This window comes from Streptosporangium sp. NPDC049046, from assembly GCF_040649155.1.
In the GTDB taxonomy this organism is placed as follows: Bacteria; Actinomycetota; Actinomycetes; order Streptosporangiales; family Streptosporangiaceae; genus Streptosporangium.
The window spans coordinates 1-2,190 of the sequence record NZ_JBEZEZ010000085.1 but is presented as its reverse complement, the minus strand read 5'-3'; the positions used below and the strand labels follow the sequence as shown (position 1 = coordinate 2,190).

General features: G+C 67.8%; 2 protein-coding genes. Both read left to right on the top strand.

The window, feature by feature from the left end; all coding sequences use genetic code 11:
• The first annotated feature begins 73 nt into the window (after positions 1-73).
• Positions 74-1,309, top strand: a complete 1,236-nt coding sequence (gene istA, locus AB0B96_RS40785) for an IS21 family transposase (RefSeq protein ID WP_362907679.1) — start codon at positions 74-76, stop codon at positions 1,307-1,309.
• Positions 1,309-2,121, top strand: a complete 813-nt coding sequence (istB, locus tag AB0B96_RS40780) for an IS21-like element helper ATPase IstB (protein WP_362907677.1) — start codon at positions 1,309-1,311, stop codon at positions 2,119-2,121. Before istA ends, istB begins: the two co-directional genes overlap by 1 nt.
• Positions 2,122-2,190: the final 69 nt, after the last annotated feature.

Genomic DNA, 2,190 nt, shown 5'->3' with positions numbered 1-2,190 from the left:
CGTGTTGACGACGCGCGAACGGTGACCCCGTGGCGACGGCCGAATACTGACCCCCTTGTAGTCACTCTGGAGGGTGATCAAGGTGGAGGACTGGGCGGAGATCCGCCGGTTGCATCGAGCCGAGGCGATGCCGATCAAGGCGATCGCTCGGCATATGGGCATCTCGAAGAACACCGTGAAACGGGCGCTGGCGACCAACAGCCCGCCGAAATACGAGCGCCCCAGCAAGGGATCGATCGTGGACGCGGTCGAGCCGCAGATCCGGGCGCTGCTGGCGCAGTTCCCGGCCATGCCCGCCACGGTGATCGCCGAGCGGATCGGCTGGGAACGGTCGATCACGGTCCTCAAAGACCGGATCCGTGTGTTGCGGCCGCAGTTCAAGCCCGTTGATCCGGTGTCACGGACCACCTACCAGGCCGGTGAGCTGGCCCAGTGCGATCTGTGGTTTCCTGCGGTGAAGATCCCGGTGGGAGCCGGGCATCTGGCCGGCCCGCCGGTGCTGGTGATGGTCAGCGGGTATTCGCGGTGGATCATGGCCCGGATGCTGCCCTCGCGCACGGCGGAGGATCTGTTCGCCGGGCACTGGGCTTTGTTGTCGGAGCTGGGTGCGGTGCCCAAGACGCTGGTGTGGGACAACGAGGGCGCGATCGGCCAGTGGCGAGGCGGCCGGCCGCAGCTCACCGCGGACGCCAACGCCTTTCGCGGAGCGCTGGGAGTGCGCATCGTGCAGTGCCGGCCAGGCGATCCCGAGGCCAAGGGAATGGTCGAGCGGGCCAACGGCTATCTGGAGACCTCGTTCCTGCCCGGCCGGCAGTTCGCCGGTCCGCAGGACTTCAACACCCAGCTGGCCGACTGGCTGCCCCTGGCCAACGGCCGCCATCACCGGCGTATCCAGTGCCGGCCACTGGATCGGCTGCCCGCCGACCTGGCGGCGATGGTGGCGTTGCCGCCGATCGCTCCGGCCGTGGGCTGGCGCACCTCGGTGCGGCTGGCACGTGATCACTATGTTCGCGTCGCCTCGTGTGACTACTCGGTGCATCCCTCGGTGATCGGCCGCCTGGTGGAGGTGGTCGCCGACGTGGAGGAGGTCACGGTGACCTGCGGCGGGCAGGTGGTGGCCCGTCACCGGCGGTGCTGGGCGCCGCATCAGACCATCACCGATGCGCTGCACGCGCAGGCGGCCGCCGCGATGCGCCGCACCTGCCTGCGCACCGCCCCAGCCCCGGCCCCTGCCCCGGCCGAGGTTGAGGTTGAGCAGCGCCGGCTGAGTGACTACGACGCGCTGCTCGGTGTCGAGGGGGTGGCGTGATGGCCGCGACCGGCACGAACACCACCACGACCAGCGGCCGCAATCTCGCGGCCGAGCTGTCGTATCTGACTCGGGTGCTCAAGGCTCCGTCCCTGGCAGCGTCCATCGATCGGCTGGCCGAGCGGGCACGGGCCGAGTCCTGGACGCATGAGGAGTTTTTGGCCGCGTGCCTGCAACGCGAGGTCGCCGCCCGGGAATCACATGGCGGTGAGGCCCGGATCCGGTTTGCCCGCTTCCCGGCCCGCAAGGCGTTGGAGGACTTCGACTACGACCACCAGCGTTCCCTCAAACGCGAGGTCATCGCGCATCTGGGCACGCTGGACTTCGTCACCGCCAAGGACAACGTGGTCTTCCTCGGCCCGCCGGGAACCGGTAAGACCCATCTGTCCATCGGCTTGGGCATCCGGGCCTGTCAGGCCGGGCACCGGGTCGCTTTCGCCACCGCCGCCCAATGGGTCGCCCGGCTGGCTGAGGCTCATACCGCCGGCACCCTGCAGGCCGAACTCGTCAAGCTGTCGCGGATCCCGGTGCTGATCGTCGACGAGGTCGGCTACATCCCCTTCGAACCCGAGGCGGCCAACCTGTTCTTCCAGCTGGTCTCCAGCCGCTATGAGCGGGCCAGTTTGATCGTGACCAGCAACAAGCCGTTTGGGCGCTGGGGAGAGGTGTTCGGCGATGATGTCGTGGCCGCCGCCATGATCGACCGTCTGGTTCATCACGCCGAAGTCATCAGCTTGAAGGGAGACAGCTACCGCCTGAAAAACCGGGACCTCGGCCGCGTGCCAGCGGCCAATCCCAGCAACGACCAGTAACAATCAAGTACACGACAGGGGTCAGCTTTCAGACGCCGATAAGGGGTCACGGTTCGAACGACGTCGACA